Below are 17,643 nucleotides of genomic sequence, written 5' to 3' on the forward strand. Positions count from 1 at the left end.
CGCGGCGGGGCAGAGGGGGCCGATAGACCATGTCGCTCGACATCGATTATTACGAACTGCTCGAATGCGAGCGCGGCGCCGACGACGCGACGCTGAAAGCCAGCTACCGCAAGCTCGCCATGAAATACCACCCCGACAAGAATCCGGGGTGCGGCGACAGCGAAGCGCGGTTCAAGGCAATCAACGAAGCCTATGATTGCCTCAAAGACCCGCAAAAGCGGGCAGCCTACGACCGCTTCGGCAAGGCGGCGTTCCAGAATGGCGGCGGCCCGGGCGGCGGCTTCGGTGGCGGCGCCGAATTCGGCGATATCGGCGACATTTTCGAATCGATCTTCGGGTCGGCTTTCGGCGGCGGTCGGCAGCAGCAGCGCGGCCCCGCGCGCGGCGCCGACCTGCGCTACGACATGGAAATCCGGCTCGAAGACGCTTTTGCCGGCTGCAGCCGCGAGATTCAGGTCGATGTCGCTGCGCGCTGCGACGTCTGCGACGGGTCGGGCGCGAAGCCCGGCACCGCGACGCACCGCTGCACCACCTGCAACGGCCACGGCAAGGTCCGCGCGCAGCAGGGCTTTTTCATGGTCGAGCGCACCTGCCCGCACTGCCAGGGATCGGGCGAGGTCATCACCGACCCGTGCGGCACCTGTCACGGCGAAGGCCGTGTCGACCGGCGCAAGACGCTGACCGTCGAAATCCCGCCCGGCGTCGATGAAGGCACGCGCATCCGCCTGCAGGGCGAAGGCGAAAGCGGCGCGCGCGGCGCAGCGGCTGGTGACCTCTACATCTTCCTCCACATGGCGCGGCACAAGCTGTTCGAACGCGAAGGCACGACGTTGTTCACGCGCGCGCCGATCAGCTTCACCACCGCCGCGCTCGGCGGCTGCATCACCATCCCCGGCCTCGACGGGCGCAAGCATGACATCAGCATTCCCGCGGGCATCCAGTCGGGCAAGCAGCTTCGTCAGCGCGGCGCCGGGATGCCTGTGCTCAACGGTCGCGGCCACGGGGACCTGGTGGTTCAGATCGACGTCGAAACCCCGACGCGGCTGAATGCCAAGCAGAAGGAATTGCTGCAGGCGTTCCGCGAAACCGAGACCGGCGAAGAATGCCCGGCAAGCCAGGGCTTTTTCGGACGGCTCAAGGAAATGTGGGACGATCTGACGGATTAGGCTTCCATACTTCTCACCTCGTCATTGCGAGGAGCGCCGCGACGAAGCAATCTCCAGCCATCGTCCTACCACCTCGATAGCTGGAGATTGCTTCGCTTCGCTCGCAATGACGGGTGAGTTACCCAATCTGGCCCCGCAATTCGGCAATCAGCGCCGCGACCTTGGGTAAGCGCGGTTCCTCTTCATCGAGGATCGCGTAGAAAGCCCGGCGTTTGAGCGCCGCCAGTTCGTCGGTGCGCAGCGCACCCTCGCCGCCGACGCTCGACGCGACGATGTCGATCAGCCGGTCGGCACCGTGGAGCCGCCCCCACAGATAGTCATTCTCGCGATAGGCGCGGCTGAAGAAGGCGCCGAAGCTGTTGAACTCGATCCCCTTGAGCATCGACGCCGCGCCGCCGGTGCGGATCGCGGTCGCGTCCGACGGCGAGATGCGGTCGATCTTGATGGGATCGAATTCGTCGAACCCCTCGCCCTGCAACAGCGGCAGGGTGGCAATGTCGTAAAAAGGATAGCCGAGATAGGCGAGCAGCATCGTGCGCCGGTCGTCCTTGGGCAGGCTGCCGAGCGCGGCGGCGATCAATATATCGGCATCGGCATCGACGCTGACCAGATCGCGCCGTTCGGCGATCGCGTCGATCCACTGCGCCGCGCTGGCGTCGGCGGGCACGTCGAGCCGCTCGAGCCACTGGTCGCCCTCGCGTTCGAGATAGAGGCCGAGCGCGGTGTAGATCGCGCCGCGCATCGTCTCGCACGCCGGATCGGGCGCATCGCGCTTTGCCTCGACCGCGGCGTCGAGTTCGCGCGCGAGGAAGCGCAGACGCCGGATGCGAAAGCCAAGGTCGTGGGTGCGGAAAAAGGCAATCGCGTCGGTGCTCGCGCCCGAACCGCGCTTGCCCGAAATGCGGTCGAGCCCGCGGCTGCGGATTTCGTCCCACACGGCGTCGCGCCGGTTGCGCTGATGGATGTCGCCCTCGGGCGGTGCCAGCCGGTCGATCAGCGCGACCAGCTCCTCGACCACCGCCGAGAGCTTGAGGTGGCCATAGGGCGCATAGGCGAAGCCGGCGCGCGCCGCCGCCTCGGCCTGCGCCTTTGCGCGCCAGCGGTCGAGCCGCGCCGGGGTCGGGGTGTTGAGGAAGAAGGTCGTGCCGAACAGCGCCGCCACCTGCTCCTCGACCTCGACCTTCATCGCATCGACGACGCGCTGCATGCGGCGGATGCGCCGCGACATATTCTCGATCGCCTCGACGCTGTCGCGGATCGGCTGTTCGCGCGGAATTTCGGACAGTGCGCCGAGGATGGTCGAAAAAAAGCCCGGCGGGCGGCGCGCTTCGCCCTCGCCTGCCTCGCCAGGCTTGCCGAAGCTGATCGAGCGATAATCGGGCTTGGGATCGATATAGACGAAGCGCCGGTCGATCTCGCGCCGCGCCGGCCGCTGCTTGAGCGCCGCGATCGCCGGACGGAACGGCGCGTTTGCGAGCACCGACCCGTCGATGAGCACCCGGTCGGAGGGGTCGGCCTCGCTCCCCGTCGGAAGCTGGACGCGGACGAAATCGGCGCGCGCCGGCCAGGCGATGCCGCGCTTTTCGAGCACGCTGTCGAGTTCGCGCAGCGTGAAGGGCGGAAAGGCGCCGGGAAAGCTGGCGGTCGCGCGCGCCGCGGCAGCGAGGCCGGGGACGTCGTCGAGCCGCTTGCCCGCGCGGCCGTCCTGCCGGAAATGCATGATCAGCCGGTGTTCCTGCTCGGTCACGCGCGGCGGACTGTTGAGCGCGAGCGGCATGCTGTGCCCCGCATAGTCGGTCACCGAGACGAACAGGTCGACCGGCTGACCCGCCGGCAGCAGCGGCCGCCCCTGCGGCCCCGACGCCATCGCATCGAAGGCATCGAGCAGCAGGCCGGAGAAAATCTGTCCGCCGAAGGGCGGTTCGAACCAGCGCGCGCGCACGAAGCGCGACAGCTTGGCGCGCACCTCGTCCTGCGCGCCCTCGCCCACCGTGCGGTCGATGACATTGCCGCGCCGCTTCATCGCCCAGCCGGCGATCGGCACCGCCCAGAATTTGGTTGCCGCCGACAACGGCCGCGCATCCGGGTCGATCAGCCGGTCGACATCGGCATCGTCGAGCCATAATTCGGTGAGCGGGTCGAGCGACTGGCCGGTCGCCATCGCCCGCGCGAGGAAAATGCCGTTGATGCCGCCCGCGCTGGCGCCCGCGATGATGTCGGCCAGGACGCGCAGCTTGATCCCGCTGCGCGCCGCGAGCGCGACCAGCAATTCGCCATAGGCATCGACCGCCGCCGGTTCCGCCTCGTCATGAAAGGTGCGCGACGCCGCCGCGAGCCGCCACACTTCCTTGGTGATGCCGTGCATGTAGACGGCAAGGCTGATGCCGCCGTAGCAGATCAGGGCAAAGCGTAATTCCTTCTCGCGCATCGGCGACCTGATAGCGCGCTTCCGCACGCCGCGTCACCCCTTGCCGGTCGGTTCCCGAAAAGCCGGGCGGCGCATTAGGACAATATCAAAGTTTCCGATTTATTCACCGTGTCGAATGGGGGTTTGGCCATCAAATGTGGCCGATTTCCCAGTCTGTAGAGTCGAAGCAGGAAGAAGCGATGAGTGCATTCGGACGCCGTCCCGGAACCGCAGGCCGCCCCGCCTTTGGCGTGGCCAAGCCGATGCAGGCTGGCCCCGGCATGGCCGGCGGCGCGCAATTTCCTGCGATCGACACGCCGGCCGCCGAGGCACCCCCGCCGCCGTCGAACCTGAGCCCCGAAATGGAGGCGATGGAGCGGCTGAACCAGCGGTCGACTGCCGAGGCGATGGAGCCCGAAAAGGCGCAGGGCTTCGAAGCCAGCGTCCACAAAATCAAGGAACAGGTGCTGCCGCGCCTGCTCGAACGCGTCGATCCCGAGGCCGCGGCGACGCTGTCGAAGGACGAGCTAACCGAGGAATTCCGCCCGATCATCCTCGAAGTGCTCGCCGAGCTGCGCATCACGCTCAACCGCCGCGAGCAATTCGCGCTCGAAAAGGTGCTCGTCGACGAATTGCTCGGCTTCGGCCCGCTCGAAGAGCTGCTCTCCGACCCCGACATCAGCGACATCATGGTCAACGGCCCGTATCAGACCTATGTCGAGCGCAAGGGCCAGCTCGTCATCGCACCGATCCAGTTCCGCGATGAACAGCATCTTTTCCAGATCGCCCAGCGCATCTGTAACCAGGTCGGCCGCCGCGTCGACCAGACAACGCCGCTCGCCGACGCCCGTCTGAAGGACGGCAGCCGCGTCAACGTGATCGTGCCGCCGCTCTCGCTTCGCGGAACCGCGATCTCGATTCGTAAATTCTCGGCCAAGCCGATCACGCTCGACATGCTCTGTCAGTGGGGCGCGATGAGCCAGAAGATGTGCACCGCGCTGAAGATCGCAGGCGCGAGCCGGTTCAACATCGTCATCTCGGGCGGTACGGGTTCGGGTAAGACGACGATGCTCAACGCGCTCTCCAAGATGATCGACCCCGGCGAGCGCGTGCTGACCATCGAGGATGCCGCCGAATTGCGGCTACAGCAGCCGCACTGGCTGCCGCTCGAAACGCGCCCCGCGAACCTTGAAGGCAACGGTGCCATTCACATGGGCGATCTCGTCAAGAACGCGCTGCGTATGCGTCCTGACCGCATCATCATGGGCGAAGTCCGCGGCGCGGAGTGTTTCGACCTCCTCGCCGCGATGAACACCGGTCACGACGGGTCGATGTGTACGCTGCACTCGAACAGCCCGCGCGAATGCCTTGGCCGTATGGAAAATATGGTGCTGATGGGCGACATCAAGATTCCGAAGGAAGCGATCTCGAAACAGATCGCCGACTCGGTCGACCTGATCGTCCAGATCAAGCGTCTGCGCGATGGCTCGCGCCGCGTGACCAACGTGACCGAGGTAATCGGCATGGAAGGCGACGTCATCGTCACCCAGGAATTGTTCAAGTTCGAATATTTGGACGAGGACAAGGACGGAAAGATCATCGGCGAATATCGCTCGATGGGCCTGCGTCCCTATACGCTGGAAAAGGCGCGCCAGTACGGCTTCGATCAGCCGTACCTCGAGGCCTGCCTGTAAACTCCGCCTGCGGGGGGAGGTGACGCTTAGGGCTTGAGCGCCAGCGCCGCCGCTACGATCGCGACCGCTACGCTCACCAGCGCGATGCCGCGCCACGGCATGAAACCGACGTTGTCGACGTCGTGGCGATTGCGGCGGCGCCACTCGGCGAGTTCGGCGACACCGAACAGGATCGCAGCAGTTACGCTCACCGACAGCATCGACACTTGCATTGACGCTCAACCCTTCGCAAACAGGGGATCTTCCCCCCCCCCCCCAGTGACGAGGTGCCGATATGCGTTCGCTTCCGATTATTGCAACCGCTCTTCTTGCCGCCACCGCTCCGGCGTTCGCGATGGCCGATCCGCACGCCGGACATGGCGATCATGGTGCACACGGTGCCGCGCCGGACGGCGCGATCGCCGCAGCGGTGGCGGCGCCGACCCGCACCCCCGCCAACGTCGCGCGCGACGCGGCGCGCCATCCCGCCGAAACGCTAGCCTTCTTCGGCGTGAAGCCGGGCGATACGGTCGTCGAGCTGTGGCCGGGCGGCGGCTGGTATACCGAGATTCTGGCGCCGCTGACCCAAAGCGGTGGCGGCACGCTCTATGCCGCGGCCCCGTGGGAGCGCGGGCTGAATACGGTCCGCAAATGGCAGGAGGCCAAGCCCGACGCCTATGGCGCGGTCAAGCTCGCCGAATTTCCTGCAACCGGTGCCGGACCCAAAGTGCCCGACGGCAGCGCCGACGTGGTGCTGACCTTTCGCAACGTCCACAACTGGCGCTTCGGCGGCATGGACAAGACCGCCGAAGCATTCCAGCAAATCTATGCGATGCTGAAGCCCGGCGGCGTACTCGGCGTCGTCGACCACCGCCTGCCCGAGGGGATGGATTCGGCACTCGAGGAAAAGAGCGGCTATATGAAGCGCTCGTCGGTCGTCGCCTTTGCCGAAGCCGCCGGCTTCACGCTGGCGGGCGAAAGCGAGGTCAACGCCAACCCCCGGGACACGCACGATTATGAAAAGGGCGTGTGGAGCCTGCCGCCGACGCTGACCAACAAGGATATCGACCGCGAAAAATATGTCGCGATCGGCGAATCGGACCGCATGACGCTGAAGTTCGTGAAGCCGGCAAGCTGAGCAAGCCGCTCGAAACGATCGACCCCGCGCTGCTGCTCAGCGCCTATGCGCAGGGGATATTCCCGATGGCCGACGGGGCGGACGACCCGTCGGTCCATTGGGTCGAACCGCGGCTGCGCGCGATCCTGCCGCTCGATGGCTTTCACCTGTCGCGCAGCCTGCGCAAGCTGCTGCTCGCCGAACGTTTCCGCGTCACCACCGACACCGCCTTTCCCGCGATGACGGCGCTGTGCGCCGAAGCCGCCGACGACCGGCCGACGACGTGGATCAACCCGGTGATCCGTGCGAGCTACGAACGATTGTTCCGCATGGGCCATGCCCATAGCGTCGAATGCTGGTACGACGGGGAGTTGGTCGGCGGCCTCTATGGCGTGTCGCTGGGGCGCGCCTTTTTCGGCGAGTCGATGGTCAGCCGGATGCGCGACGCCTCGAAAATCGCGCTCGCGCATCTCGTCGCGCGGCTCAGTGCCGGGGGCTTCGAGCTGCTCGATTGCCAGTTCATGACGCCGCACCTCGCCAGCCTGGGCGCGATCGAAATGCCCCAGGCCGCCTATCTCGCGCGGCTTTACTCGGTGCTGTCGGGGGCCGGCGATGCGGCCTTGGGCGCCGCCGCGGGAGCGGCCGGAGCCGGAGTACCCTCGCCGCCATTCCCGGCGGGCGACTGGTCGGCGCTCGATGCCTTGGGCGCCGATACTGCCTTGGGCGCGGAGCGCGCGACGGGTTCGCCGCCCGGATATGTCATCGCACAGCTTTTGACGAAGACATCATAGATCGGGTGCTGGATCACATTGCGCTCGGGGCGTTCCTTGAACACCCAGCCCGAAAAGACGCGATACCATTTATTGTCGCGCTGATCCTGCACCGACAATTGCACGAAGGCGCCGGTTTCGGGGGGATCTTCCCACGGCGCCGTCTGTTCGCAGGCGCGCAGGCGAACGATCGCGCGGCCGACACGCGCGGTATCGCCCGGCTTCATCGTCAGATCCTGCACCAGCCCGTTGCGCTTGTTGAGCAGGCCCACCACTGCAACGCGTTCGGCCATCGGGGTCGCGCCTTCGATCCCGCCGACTTCCTGCGGCACGGTTTCGGACTTGGCGATCTGCGGGATGTTGCTCGTCGTCTTGGTCTGGTTGCCGCGATCGCAGCCGGCCAGCGTCGTCGCCGCGAGCAGCGCGATCAGCGCGGAACGGAAAAGCGGCGTCGCCACGGCGCTCAGTCGGCGCCGGGCCGCCAGGCCTCGTAATCGCCAGTCGCGGCGGCGCGATGCCCGCCGCGTTCGAGCGCGCCGGCGGGGCGATAGGCACCCAGGCTGCCGGTCAGATTTGCAGTCGGCTCGGCGAGCCAGGGGCGTGGCGCGGGCAGCACGTCGGACGGCAGTTCGTCGAAGGTGCCGTGCAGCCAGCCGTGCCATTCGGGCGGCACGCGGCTCGCGTCGTTCGATCCCTTGTAGAGCACCCAGCGGCGCTTGCCGTCGCGCGACCGGAAATAGCGGTTGCCAAGGCCGTCCTCGCCTACCTGCTCGCCATTTTTCCAGCTGCTCAGCAGCGTGCCGACGGTCGCGCCGTCCCACCAGGTGAAAATCTTGCCCAAGATGCTCATGGCGGTGGCGTTTACAGGCAAGCGTGCGGGCTTCGCAAGCGGTCTTTGGCGAAAAGCGGCGCCATTAGCGCCTGCCCCGCCCCTACTTTGCGTCCTGCCACGTCACCTTCGCGCTTTCATCGATCCCCAGCTTCGCCGCGGTACCGCCCGCCAGCTCGAGCACCGCCGCCACTTCGCCGCCGCTGACGACGGGATCGAGCGATTCGGGGATGGCGTTTTCGGCGATCCGGTCGATGCTGCCGTCGGCGCGCACGAAGATCATGTCGAGCGGGATCAGCGTGTCCTTCATCCAGAAATTGGCGATCTTCGGCTTGGCGAACGGAAACAGCATGCCGCCATCGGCGGGCAGCGACGTGCGGAACATCAGCCCCTTTTCCTGTTCGGCCTCGGTTCGCGCGACCTCGACGCGAAAGCGGTGGGTGGTGCCCGCCATCGCGATGATCAGCGGCACCGTCGCCTCGGCGCCGGCTTCGGCCTCGGCGCCCTTGTCGCAGCCCGCGACGGGTAGCGCGAGCGCCAGGATGAGGGCGGTCAGCATGGCTCGCATCGGCATCTCCTTGTCGACTTTCTGGTCGCCTTCTTGTCGCCGGTCTCGGGGTACCGGACGTTCAGCGCCGCTGCCTAATCGAGCGCCACCTCGGCGTCCAGCGCGGCCAGCGCCGCCGCGTCCCCCGGCGGGACAGCGAGGATGCGCCGCGCGAGCGCCGGCGAATGGCCGGCGCGCGCGAAGGCGGCCATCTGGCGCTCGCGCTGCGCGGGATCGTCGAGCGGCTGGCGCGCGAACGGACCGAAGCGGCGGCGACGCGCAAATCCGAGGGCTGAAGCCATCGCCGCGCCCTCGGCGGCGTCGATCGCCTCGCCCGCATCCGCTTCGTCGATGCCGTCGACGAAAAGCTGCGCGCGCACGCGCCGCGCGCCCAGCCCGCGCCGCGTCATCGCGGCGCCGCGCATCGCGGCGTATTGCCGGTCATCAAGGTAGCGCAGCCGCTCCATACGGTCGGCGATCGCGTCGCAAGCGGCACGCGGATCGGCCGCATCGGTCCATTCGGCCTCGCGCTGCTTGCGCCCCAGATAGCGCAGCAATTTCGCCCGGCTGGTGGCGAATCGCGCCACATAGGCGAGCGCCAATTCGTCGAGTCGCGATGCGTCGAGCGGCTTTTTGCTTCGGTCGGAAGGAGTGCGGCGGTTGGCCATATGCCATGTTTATGCCACAGTCGGGTCCGATTGAGAACGATCAGAGCCCCTATGCCCGGCGGAAAGCCCGGAAAAATGGGCGATTATGTTCAAACAGTCAGGGATCGCGCACGCTCATCATGGCACCGGAAGATGACATGCTTGTTGCCGCATCCCCCGTTTCCCGGGATTCGACACCCCTTATGACCGAAAATTCCGCTCCTGCGGTGGAGGCGCTTGTCCCCACCCCGACCGAATGCGCCCAGCCGCGCCGCTTTTCGAACTTCGCCACCGTCGGCGAAGCGCTCGACTATGCCGCCGCGGGTACGCGCGGGCTCAATTTTCACGATCCGCGCGGGCGCCTGATCCGCCCCTATCCCTATAGCGAGCTCAAGGCCGATGCGCTCGAGGCTGCCTATCGCCTCGTGGCGGCGGGGGTACAGCCCGGCGACCGCATCGCGCTGGTCGCCGAAACCGGCGCCGAATTTGCCGCGCTGTTCTTCGGCACCATCTATGCCGGCGCCTGGCCGGTGCCGCTGCCGCTGCCGACCAGCTTCGGCGGGCGCGATTCCTATGTCGGACAGCTTGTCGTCCAGCTCACGAGCTGCGACCCCAAGATGCTGTTCTTCCCGCCGGAAATCGCCGCCATGGCGACCGAAGCCGCCGAACAGCGCGGCGTCCAGCCGATGGACTGGAGCGAATTTGCGGCGCGCCCGGCCCCCGTCGCGGACCTGCCGGAACAGAAGCCCGACGAAACCTGCTATCTGCAATATAGCAGTGGCTCGACGCGCTTCCCGCACGGGGTCGCCGTCACCCATGCGGCACTGCTCAACAATCTCGCGGCGCACGCGCACGGAATGGAATTGCGGGACAGCGACCGCTGCATTTCGTGGCTGCCCTGGTATCACGACATGGGGCTCGTCGGCTGCTTCCTGTCGCCGGTCGCGAACCAGGTCTCGGTCGACTATCTGAAGACCGAGGATTTCGCCCGCCGTCCGCTCGCCTGGCTCGATCTCATCAGCCGGAACAGCGGCACGACGCTCAGCTATTCGCCGACCTTCGGCTACGACATCTGCGCGCGCCGTATTTCCAGTCAGACGCATGTCGCCGACCGCTTCGACCTGTCGCGTTGGCGCGTCGCCGGCAACGGCGCCGACATGATCCGCCCCGACGTGATGCAAAGCTTCGTCGACGCCTTCGCCGACGCGGGTTTCAAGGCGAGCGCTTTTCTGCCGAGCTACGGCCTCGCCGAAGCGACGCTGGCGGTCAGCATCATGCCGCCGGGCGAGGGGATCGTCGTCGAACTGGTCGAGGAAACCGAATTGTCGGGGGCCAGCGGCGACGCCGGACGTCCGACCCGCTACCGCGCGATCGTCAATTGCGGCCGCGCGGTGCGCGACATGACGATCGAGGTTCGCGACGAGGACGGCAATATCCTTCCCGACCAGACCGTCGGCAAGGTGTGGTGCACCGGCCCGTCGCTGATGACCGGCTATTATCGCGATCCCGAATCGACCGCCGCCTGCATGAAGGACGGCTGGCTCGATACCGGCGATATGGGTTATCTGTCAGATGGTTACATCTATATCGTCGGCCGCGCCAAGGACATGATCATCATCAACGGCAAGAATCACTGGCCGCAGGATATCGAATGGGCGGTCGAACAATTGCCGGGCTTTAAGTCGGGCGACATCGCCGCCTTCGCGATCACCACGCCGGGCGGTGAAGAGACGCCGGCGGTGCTCGTCCAATGCCGCACCAGTGACGAAAAGGAACGCGCGGCGCTGCACGAAACGATCCGCGACCGGGTCCGCGCGATCACCGGCATGAACTGCCTCGTCGAGCTGATCCCGCCGCGCACGCTGCCGCGAACCAGCTCGGGCAAGCTCAGCCGCTCGAAGGCGCGCGCGCAATATCTGGCGGGCGAGATCCAGCCCTTCCGGATCGCCGCCTGAGCCGAACGGTGCGCAGCGCCAATTCTGTTCCGCGTCGGTACAGAAAATGCGACGAAGCGAAGCTCGCGGTTACTTTCGGGTAACCCGCTTTCGCTATGCAAGGGGCGTGAAAAGCCTGTTTAGCGACCAGATTTCGGACGATGATCTTCCGCTGCGCACCCTGTTGGGCCTGACCCGGCAGGACGAAGCGGTCGGCGACCTGCGCCAGCTCCAGATCGCGCCGCTGCGCGGCCGGGGCGCACTGCGCCTCCTTCTCAACGGGGGTATGGCGCTGGTCGCGGGGTTCACCATGATGATGGAAACGGCGTGGCCGGTCGTCGTCGGGTGGCTCCTCGTCACGCTCGCCTTTTCGATATGGTCGTTCCGCACCTTCGACAGGTTGCCGCTCGACGATCCCAAATTCGCGACCGCGGCAGAGTTTCGCCTTTGTCATCGCCATGCGCTGTATTCGGCGCTGCTCTGGGGCGGCGCCTTCTGGTTGCAGGGTCTGACGCCCACGCTCGACCACGTCCTTTCGCTGTGGACGATCGCGCTGCTGCTGATGCTCGCGCTGACGATGGTCGCGCACAGCATGCCGCTGACCTGCATTCTCTATATCGCGCCCGTCACGCTTTCGGCCTCGCTCGCGACCGCGGCGGCAGGCGCGCCGCAGCTGACCGGCGTGACGATGGTTGCGGGGCTGCTCCTCGCCACCTTCTGCCTTCGCTTTGCGCAGACGCACATCCGTATCCGCCGGGCCGAAACGGTGCTGCACGAAAAGTCCGAGACGGTCAGCCTGCTGCTGCGCGAGTTCGAGGACACCTCGGCCGACTGGCTGTGGCAGACCGACAATTCGCGCCGGCTGGTCCATGTATCGCCGCGCCTTGCCTATGCGCTCGGCGGCAGCGCCGAGGCACTCGAAGGCATTCCGCTGCTTCGGGCGCTGTCGGGCGACGCATGGGAAAGCGCGACCTTTCCCAAGGCGCTGCACGACATGGCCGAACGGATGAAGCGGCGCGAAAGTTTTTCAAACCTGATCGTCCCCGTGACGATCGCCGGCAAGCGCCGCTGGTGGGAATTGTCGGCATCGCCGCGCCTCGACGAGAGCGGCAAGTTCCTCGGCTTCCGCGGCGTCGGATCAGACGTCACTGAACAACATGCCACCGCCGAACAGATTGCCAAGATGGCGCGCTTCGACAATCTGACAGGCCTGCCCAACCGGCTGAGCCTGCACGAAGACCTGGCGCGCGCACTGACCCACGCGCTCGAGGCGAAATCACGCTGTGCAATGATGATGATCGACCTCGATCGCTTCAAGGCGGTGAACGATACGCTCGGCCATCCGGTCGGCGACAAATTGCTCGCGCAGGTCGCCGCGCGGCTCAAGAGCATGATGGAACAGGGCATGACCTGCGGCCGCCTGGGCGGCGACGAATTCGCGGTCGTGCTTCACAATATCGTCTCGTCCAAGGAGATCGAGGATCTGGCGCGGCGGATAATCGCGACGATCAGCCGGCCCTATGTGGTCGACAATCACCAGCTCTTCGTCGGCGCCAGCGTCGGCTATGCGATCGGGCCGCAGGACGGCAATACGGTCGAAACGCTGACCCGCAACGCCGACCTTGCACTCTACAAGTCGAAGGACAAGGGCGGCAATGTCGTCGCCGCCTATGTCGCCTCGCTTCACGCCCAGGCCGAAGAACGGCGCGTGATGGAGCAGGAATTGCGCGGCGCGCTCGATCGCAAGGAGTTCGAGCTCTACTACCAGCCCGTCGTCACCGCCGAGGACGGCACGCTCAACGGCTTTGAGGCCCTGATCCGCTGGACCAACCAGAAACTCGGCAGCGTATCGCCCGGCCGCTTCATTCCGCTGGCCGAGGACAGCCGCCTGATCGGCCCGATCGGCGAATGGGTGCTGCGCACCGCCTGCGCCGAAGCGATGCGCTGGCCGTCGAATCTGAAGATCGCGATCAACGTGTCGGCCGAACAGCTCACCGATCCCAATTTCGCCTCGGTTGTCGTCTCCGCGCTCGCGCAGAGCGGCCTGCCTCCACAGCGGCTCGAGATCGAAGTGACCGAAAGCGTCTTTTTGCGCGACGGCGGCGGCGCAGCGCAGCTGCTCGACCAACTCATCGGCCTCGGCGTCCGGCTGTCGCTCGACGATTTCGGCACCGGCTATTCGTCGCTCGGCTATCTGCGCAAGACGCAATTCTCGACCATCAAGGTCGACCGCAGCTTCGTCGTCGGCGCCGCAAAGGGCAGCATCGAATCGATCGCGATCATCCGCGCCGTCGTCGCGCTCGCCGACAGCCTCGGCATGTCTACGACCGCAGAAGGCGCCGAAACCGAAGTCGAGGTCGACACGCTACGCACGCTCGGGTGCAGCAATATCCAAGGCTATTATTATGGCCGTCCGATGCCGGCAACTGACGTGCTGACGCTGTTCCGGCCGCCCGAATCGATCGCGACCGCGGCGGCCTGACCGCCCTCGGTTCACCGCTTCCGCATCGGTCCGCCGCGGCGCCGAAACGCCCGTTCGGCGACGAAGCGAAGAGCCTGAGCGACGAATTGCACGGCTTAACAAAAGGTTCCCCCACCCACCGCACCAACGGCGCAACTCACCGCTAGACGGGTGGTGGTTGCGAAAGCCTGTGGCAGAGACGCTGCAACGCTTGAAGACAAGCCAATGGGGGGTCGCCTTTCATGCTTCATCGCCGCTTTCTGGGTGCATTTGCGCTGTGTGCTTCGCTGCTCGTCAGCCTTCCTGCCGCCGCGCAGAGCTATCTCCAGTGCGTCCCCTTCGCCCGTTCGGAATCGGGTGTCGAAATCCGCGGCAATGCCAAGACCTGGTGGTCGCAGGCGGCCGGTGAATATAAGCGTGGCCACGAACCCCGGAAGGGTGCCGTCATGGCATTCGCCGCGACCCGCGGCATGCCGCTGGGCCATGTCGCCGTCGTGAAAAAGGTCATCAGCGACCGCGAAATCCTGATCGACCATGCCAATTGGTCGCCGATCAACGGCCGCCGCGGCCAGATCGAGCGCAACGTCCGCGTCGTCGACGTCAGCGACGCTGGCGACTGGAGCGCGGTGCGCGTCTGGTATGCGCCGATCGGCGATCTCGGCCTGCGCGCCAACCCGGTGCAGGGCTTCATCTATCCCGACAGCGACAGCGCGCCCGACAGCTCGACCTTCGACGCACCGGTGTGGGCGAGCAACAATTGGAAGCCGGGCAACGGCCTCGACGTCGTCGCCGCTTCGCTGCGCTGAGTTGAACTGAGCAAAGTCTAACCGCTAATCGTCATTGCAAGCGCAGCGAAGCAATCTCCAGATCGACAGCCGGAGATTGCTTCGCTGCGCTTGCAATGGCGAAAGGCCGTTCAGTCGTCCGACGCGTCGTCGCTCTCGGCCCCGGCATCTTCGAACCAGGCTTCGACCGGGCCCGACAGCTTGATCGTCATCGGCTGGCCGAAACGATCCTTCGACTTGCCCGCCGCGACGCGGATCCAGCCTTCCGAGATCGAATATTCCTCGACGTCGGTACGTTCCTGGCCCTTGAACCGGATGCCGATGCCGCGTTGCAGCACCTCCATGTCGAAATGGGGCGAGCGGGGGTTGGTCGACAGGCGGTCGGGGGGCGTATCGGTCATCTGAAATCTCCGTTTTCTGGCCGCTGCCGCTAGGCGAGCCAGCCTCGCAAATCAAGCGCCGCGGCGCCCTGCCATGCCGCCGCGCCTTGCGTGCCATAGCGGAACAGAAGCGCTACCCCGCGCCGCGCGCGCAACGTCCCGTCGCGAAATAGAGGGTTAATGCCCGATATTTCCGGAACCGGCCGAATGGCGCGCATTTGCGTGGCCCAAGCGGCAACAGGCGCGCCGAAATCCGAATTAACCATAGGAAAAGACGAAACTTTTTTCGGGGAGGCGGCGTCTTCTGGACAGGGACCAGATCCACGCGTGAAGGAGAACGTCCATGGTTTCGACGCGTCTTGATCGTCGCATTTCCTTGCTCATCGCCCTGCCCGTCTGTCTGGCGCTCGGCGCCTGCGAATCGTCGGGAAGCTACCGCGTCGGCGCGGTCGGCCCGGCCGGACCGACCGGCGCTGCCGGCCCGCAAGGCCCCGAAGGGCCCGCCGGACCGCAAGGCCCCGCTGGCCCCGCCGGCCCCGCGGGCGGCGCGCTCGGCCTTGGGGATGCGGGCGCGCTGGCTGTCGGCGGTCTGGTCGGGCCGGGCGGTATCGCGGGCACCGGCCTGCTTGCCAACACCGGCGACCCTGCGAACGTCAATCCGGTGATCGGCGGCGTGCTCGTCAAATCGGGCGGCCTCGTCAATGTCGTCGCCGACAAGACGTTGCTCCTCGCCAATGCGGTCGACAGCAAATTGCCCGGCGGCACCAACCTCGTCGGCACGGTCGTCGGCGTGGTCAAGAGCACCGGCGTCGCGCTCGTCCAGACGGGCAACGGCCAGCAATATCTGCTCGACGGCCTTGCCGCCGCGCCCGGCGAACTTGTCACCGCGACGATCGGCAAAGCCACCGCGATCGGGTCGCCCGACGCCTCGCCGCTGATCGGGGCGAGCATCCTGTCGCCCGGCCAGACCAACGGATCGCTGCTGACCGTCGGGGTCGGGTCGAACGGCAACCTCGTGACGCTGCAACCCGGCGGCAGCGGCAATCTGCTCGGAGGTCTTGGCGGCGCGGTGCCGGGGACCGGCACACCGGGCAGCGGGGCGGGCAATCTGGTCGGCACGCTGACCAGCACGGTCGGCACCACCGTCGGCGGCGTAGTCGGTCAGGCAGGCGGTCAGGCCGGGGGTTCAGGCACCGAAAAAGGCGGTCTGGTCTCGGGCGTCACCCAGGGTGTCGGCGGCCTCCTCGGCGGGTTGAAGCCGCCGCGCGGGGATTGATCGCGATCATGCGCAGCCCGAACCGGTGCGGCGCCGCGGCGTTGGCAGCAGCGATGCTCCTGCCCGCCGCGGCGTCCGCCGCCCAATCGTCGACCACCCCGCTCGAACCGGGGCGCCCGCCGCTGTCCCCGACCAGCGACCGGCCTTTCCCGCTTCCCGATCCCCAGATCGCAGCGCCGTCGCCGGCACGCACGGCGCCGCAGGGGCGCCCCGACATCGCGATCCGCAAAGTCCGCTTCATCGGGGCAGGCGTTCCCGCCAATGTCGCCAAGGCAGCCGAGCGCTATATCGGCCGCCCCGCCTCGACCGAAAATCTGAAGCGCCTCGCCGCCGCGATGACGCGCGCCTACAACCGGTCGAGCGTCGCGCTGTTCACGCTCGTCATCCCCGAACAGGATTTTGCGGACGGCGTCGTCACCGTCGCCTCGGCCGAGGGGCATATAAGCCGCGTGACGATCAGCGGCGATGCGAAGGGCGGCCCCGCCCCGCTAATCGCGCGCATGGCCGCACCGCTGCCGGGGCAAGCCCCATTGCCGCGCGCCCGGTTCGAACGCGCGCTCGGCACTATCGCCGACATTCCGGGCACCAAGGTCACCCCGACGCTGGCGCTCGGCGACAGCCCCGGCGCGGTGGCGCTCGATCTGGCGGTCGACGCCAGCCGCCCGACGCTCGGCGTCGGCTTCACGACGCGGTCGAGCCCCTATGTCCGCGACGGCATCGTCGAGGCGACCGCGCGCGGCTACAGCCTCCTGCGCAGCGGCGACGAGAGCCAGCTCGGCGGCGCGGCGGCGGTCGATTTCAAATCGCTGCTCTATATCACCGCGCGCCATTCGACGCCGCTGGGCGCCGCGGGCACGCGCGCCGAGCTGTCGGTCGCGGCGCTGCGCACCCGGCCGCGTGCGCTCGCCATCGACGGCAAGGCGTGGAGCGGCGGGCTGGCGGTCACCCACCCGCTGATCCGCAGCACGCGGCGCACGCTCACCCTGTCGGGGCGGCTCGACTATCTCGATTCGCGCAACGCCCTGTTCGGCACCACTCTCGCGGCGGAGAAAAGCTGGACCGCGAGCGGCGCGCTGGCCTTTCGCCTGACCGAGGACCGCAGCGTCGTCGGCGCCCGCCTCGGCGTCTCGCGCGGCCTCGACATTGCGGGCGCGCACGTCGATCCGGCGGTGGGGGAAGCGGGGTTCCTCCATGCCGACGCAGCGGTCGAGGCGAATCAGGCGATCGGCAAGCGCGTCGTGCTGCGCGCGGCCGCCACCGGACGCTGGACGCGCGACCGCCTGCCGGCGGCACAGCGCTTCAGCGTCGGCGGCGCCAGCTTCGGGCGCGCCTTCGACGACGGGCTGGTTAGCGGCGACCGCGGCTATGCAGGCTTCGGAGAATTGGCGCTGCGCCCGCTGGCGAAGGGCGCGCTGGCGAAGAGCGAGGTCTATGCCTTCGCCGACTATGCCGATGTGACGCTGCTCGCGCGCCCCACGACATCGCGCAGCCGGTTCGATCTGGGAAGCTGGGGGGGCGGGGTGCGCCTGTCCTACCGCGACAATGCGACGATCGGGGTCGAGTTCGCCGATGCGTGGAACCAGCCCACCCCCGGCTTCGATCAGGGTTGGCGCGTCGCGCTCGCCTGGAAAGTGTCGATCCGCCCCTGACC

The 17,643-nt window shown here is 67.0% G+C and carries 15 protein-coding genes and 1 pseudogene; 9 read left to right on the top strand and 7 right to left on the bottom strand.

Annotated elements, in window-relative coordinates; all coding sequences use genetic code 11:
- Positions 1-29: 29 nt before the first annotated feature.
- A complete protein-coding gene (dnaJ, locus tag AOA14_RS03065) occupies positions 30-1,166 on the top strand; it encodes a molecular chaperone DnaJ (protein WP_062900707.1) in 1,137 nt (378 codons plus the stop codon).
- A gap of 118 nt (positions 1,167-1,284) precedes the next feature.
- On the opposite strand, the gene AOA14_RS03070 is transcribed toward dnaJ, so the two are convergent.
- Positions 1,285-3,594 (bottom strand): patatin-like protein, encoded by a 2,310-nt coding sequence (locus tag AOA14_RS03070; RefSeq protein ID WP_062900708.1) that lies wholly within the window; start codon positions 3,592-3,594, stop codon positions 1,285-1,287.
- 179 nt (positions 3,595-3,773) lie between these two features.
- Between AOA14_RS03070 and AOA14_RS03075 the strand changes: the two genes are divergently transcribed.
- Positions 3,774-5,267, top strand: a complete 1,494-nt coding sequence (locus AOA14_RS03075) for a TadA family conjugal transfer-associated ATPase (RefSeq protein ID WP_003040680.1) — start codon at positions 3,774-3,776, stop codon at positions 5,265-5,267.
- A 26-nt stretch (positions 5,268-5,293) separates the two neighbouring features.
- Here the strand turns inward: AOA14_RS03075 and AOA14_RS19590 are convergent, their stop codons facing one another.
- Entirely contained in the window at positions 5,294-5,479 is a 186-nt protein-coding gene (locus tag AOA14_RS19590; protein WP_186402570.1) for a hypothetical protein, read from the bottom strand.
- A gap of 62 nt (positions 5,480-5,541) precedes the next feature.
- Between AOA14_RS19590 and AOA14_RS03080 the strand changes: the two genes are divergently transcribed.
- Complete coding sequence (locus tag AOA14_RS03080; protein ID WP_062900709.1) at positions 5,542-6,384, top strand: class I SAM-dependent methyltransferase; 843 nt, start codon at positions 5,542-5,544, stop codon at positions 6,382-6,384.
- A gap of 65 nt (positions 6,385-6,449) precedes the next feature.
- A complete protein-coding gene (aat, locus tag AOA14_RS03085) occupies positions 6,450-7,154 on the top strand; it encodes a leucyl/phenylalanyl-tRNA--protein transferase (protein WP_238929716.1) in 705 nt (234 codons plus the stop codon).
- 35 nt (positions 7,155-7,189) lie between these two features.
- Here the strand turns inward: aat and AOA14_RS20040 are convergent.
- The 4 genes and pseudogenes from AOA14_RS20040 to AOA14_RS03100 all read right to left on the bottom strand — a co-directional run.
- Positions 7,190-7,426: pseudogene (locus AOA14_RS20040) on the bottom strand (DUF2155 domain-containing protein); the annotation flags it as partial.
- A 170-nt stretch (positions 7,427-7,596) separates the two neighbouring features.
- Positions 7,597-7,983 (bottom strand): NADH:ubiquinone oxidoreductase subunit NDUFA12, encoded by a 387-nt coding sequence (locus AOA14_RS03090; protein ID WP_003040693.1) that lies wholly within the window; start codon positions 7,981-7,983, stop codon positions 7,597-7,599.
- Between the two features lie 82 nt (positions 7,984-8,065).
- Positions 8,066-8,530 carry a DUF192 domain-containing protein gene (locus tag AOA14_RS03095; RefSeq protein ID WP_062902980.1) on the bottom strand — a complete coding sequence of 155 codons (465 nt, stop codon included), beginning with the start codon at positions 8,528-8,530 and terminating at the stop codon, positions 8,066-8,068.
- Between the two features lie 74 nt (positions 8,531-8,604).
- A complete protein-coding gene (locus AOA14_RS03100; protein ID WP_062900710.1) occupies positions 8,605-9,177 on the bottom strand; it encodes a regulatory protein RecX in 573 nt (190 codons plus the stop codon).
- 182 nt (positions 9,178-9,359) lie between these two features.
- Between AOA14_RS03100 and AOA14_RS03105 the strand changes: the two genes are divergently transcribed.
- From AOA14_RS03105 to AOA14_RS03115, 3 genes are all read left to right on the top strand, one after another.
- Positions 9,360-11,111, top strand: a complete 1,752-nt coding sequence (locus AOA14_RS03105; RefSeq protein WP_062900711.1) for a fatty acyl-AMP ligase — start codon at positions 9,360-9,362, stop codon at positions 11,109-11,111.
- 106 nt (positions 11,112-11,217) lie between these two features.
- Positions 11,218-13,572: a putative bifunctional diguanylate cyclase/phosphodiesterase gene (locus AOA14_RS03110; protein ID WP_062900712.1), complete on the top strand. Its 2,355-nt coding sequence runs from the start codon at positions 11,218-11,220 to the stop codon at positions 13,570-13,572.
- 221 nt (positions 13,573-13,793) lie between these two features.
- Complete coding sequence (locus AOA14_RS03115; RefSeq protein ID WP_003040706.1) at positions 13,794-14,357, top strand: CHAP domain-containing protein; 564 nt, start codon at positions 13,794-13,796, stop codon at positions 14,355-14,357.
- Between the two features lie 110 nt (positions 14,358-14,467).
- On the opposite strand, the gene AOA14_RS03120 is transcribed toward AOA14_RS03115, so the two are convergent.
- On the bottom strand, positions 14,468-14,737 hold the full coding sequence (locus AOA14_RS03120) for a DUF3297 family protein (protein ID WP_003040709.1): 270 nt from the start codon (positions 14,735-14,737) through the stop codon (positions 14,468-14,470).
- Between the two features lie 322 nt (positions 14,738-15,059).
- Here AOA14_RS03120 and AOA14_RS03125 point away from each other — a divergent pair, with 322 nt between their 5' ends.
- Together AOA14_RS03125 and AOA14_RS03130 are read left to right on the top strand one after the other, a co-directional pair.
- Positions 15,060-15,992 (top strand): hypothetical protein, encoded by a 933-nt coding sequence (locus AOA14_RS03125; RefSeq protein WP_202988365.1) that lies wholly within the window; start codon positions 15,060-15,062, stop codon positions 15,990-15,992.
- 8 nt (positions 15,993-16,000) lie between these two features.
- Positions 16,001-17,641, top strand: coding sequence for a ShlB/FhaC/HecB family hemolysin secretion/activation protein (locus AOA14_RS03130; protein ID WP_062900714.1), 1,641 nt, complete (start codon positions 16,001-16,003; stop codon positions 17,639-17,641).
- Positions 17,642-17,643: the final 2 nt, after the last annotated feature.

Origin of the sequence: Sphingopyxis terrae subsp. terrae NBRC 15098, from assembly GCF_001610975.1 — a bacterium.
Lineage (GTDB): Bacteria > Pseudomonadota > Alphaproteobacteria > Sphingomonadales > Sphingomonadaceae > Sphingopyxis > Sphingopyxis terrae_A.

What these genes read in the sequence shown, in the direction of transcription:
- AOA14_RS03120 (WP_003040709.1), bottom strand. Translation starts at nt 14,737, where the DNA reads ATGACCGATACGCCCCCCGACCGCCTGTCGACCAACCCCCGCTCGCCC.
- AOA14_RS03115 (WP_003040706.1), top strand. Translation starts at nt 13,794, where the DNA reads ATGCTTCATCGCCGCTTTCTGGGTGCATTTGCGCTGTGTGCTTCGCTG.
- AOA14_RS03080 (WP_062900709.1), top strand. Translation starts at nt 5,542, where the DNA reads ATGCGTTCGCTTCCGATTATTGCAACCGCTCTTCTTGCCGCCACCGCT.
- aat (WP_238929716.1), top strand. Translation starts at nt 6,450, where the DNA reads ATGGCCGACGGGGCGGACGACCCGTCGGTCCATTGGGTCGAACCGCGG.
- AOA14_RS03075 (WP_003040680.1), top strand. Translation starts at nt 3,774, where the DNA reads ATGAGTGCATTCGGACGCCGTCCCGGAACCGCAGGCCGCCCCGCCTTT.
- AOA14_RS03105 (WP_062900711.1), top strand. Translation starts at nt 9,360, where the DNA reads ATGACCGAAAATTCCGCTCCTGCGGTGGAGGCGCTTGTCCCCACCCCG.
- AOA14_RS03095 (WP_062902980.1), bottom strand. Translation starts at nt 8,530, where the DNA reads ATGCGAGCCATGCTGACCGCCCTCATCCTGGCGCTCGCGCTACCCGTC.
- AOA14_RS03100 (WP_062900710.1), bottom strand. Translation starts at nt 9,177, where the DNA reads ATGGCCAACCGCCGCACTCCTTCCGACCGAAGCAAAAAGCCGCTCGAC.
- AOA14_RS19590 (WP_186402570.1), bottom strand. Translation starts at nt 5,479, where the DNA reads ATGCAAGTGTCGATGCTGTCGGTGAGCGTAACTGCTGCGATCCTGTTC.
- dnaJ (WP_062900707.1), top strand. Translation starts at nt 30, where the DNA reads ATGTCGCTCGACATCGATTATTACGAACTGCTCGAATGCGAGCGCGGC.
- AOA14_RS03070 (WP_062900708.1), bottom strand. Translation starts at nt 3,594, where the DNA reads ATGCGCGAGAAGGAATTACGCTTTGCCCTGATCTGCTACGGCGGCATC.
- AOA14_RS03130 (WP_062900714.1), top strand. Translation starts at nt 16,001, where the DNA reads ATGCGCAGCCCGAACCGGTGCGGCGCCGCGGCGTTGGCAGCAGCGATG.
- AOA14_RS03125 (WP_202988365.1), top strand. Translation starts at nt 15,060, where the DNA reads ATGGTTTCGACGCGTCTTGATCGTCGCATTTCCTTGCTCATCGCCCTG.
- AOA14_RS03090 (WP_003040693.1), bottom strand. Translation starts at nt 7,983, where the DNA reads ATGAGCATCTTGGGCAAGATTTTCACCTGGTGGGACGGCGCGACCGTC.